Origin of the sequence: Pantoea sp. B9002 (genome assembly GCF_013385945.1) — a bacterium.
Classification (GTDB): domain Bacteria; phylum Pseudomonadota; class Gammaproteobacteria; order Enterobacterales; family Enterobacteriaceae; genus Pantoea.
In genome coordinates, this window is sequence record NZ_JACAPA010000105.1 from 1 (window position 1) to 449 (window position 449).

Sequence of the window (449 nt, forward strand, 5' to 3'; positions counted from 1 at the left end):
GCCGGTCGGCGGCGCTCAGGTGCCAGTCGAGCTGGGTTTCGCTGCCGCTGAAGCGGGCGCTGTTGGCGTTGCTGGCGATGTACTGGTTGTTGCGCAGCGGTGAGCTGACCATCGAAGTGATTTCGTCGTAGAACAGTTTCACGTCGACGCTCAGTCCGATATCCGTGAAGAAGCCGTTGTAGCCCAGTTCCCGCGAGCGCATCCGCTCCTTGTCGAGGTTGCCCGGGCCACGGGTCTTGACGAAATACTGGCCGCTGGTCTGGCCATAGGTCGGCGAGTCGAGATTGGTGACCCGGTAGCTCCAGTTGACGTTGTTCTCGAACATGTCCGGCGAACGGATCGCCTCGGAATACACGGCACGCAGGCCATGACGCGGATTGATCAGGTAATTGACGGCAAACCGCGGGGTCAGCGAGTCGCCGGTCAGTTGCGCGTTTTCGTACATGGCG

The 449-nt window shown here is 61.2% G+C and carries 1 protein-coding gene; it reads right to left on the reverse strand.

The annotated features are described in order from the left end of the window. Nucleotides 1-449: TonB-dependent receptor domain-containing protein (locus tag HX773_RS25380; RefSeq protein ID WP_176973805.1), on the reverse strand; the 449-nt coding region annotated here is incomplete at both ends.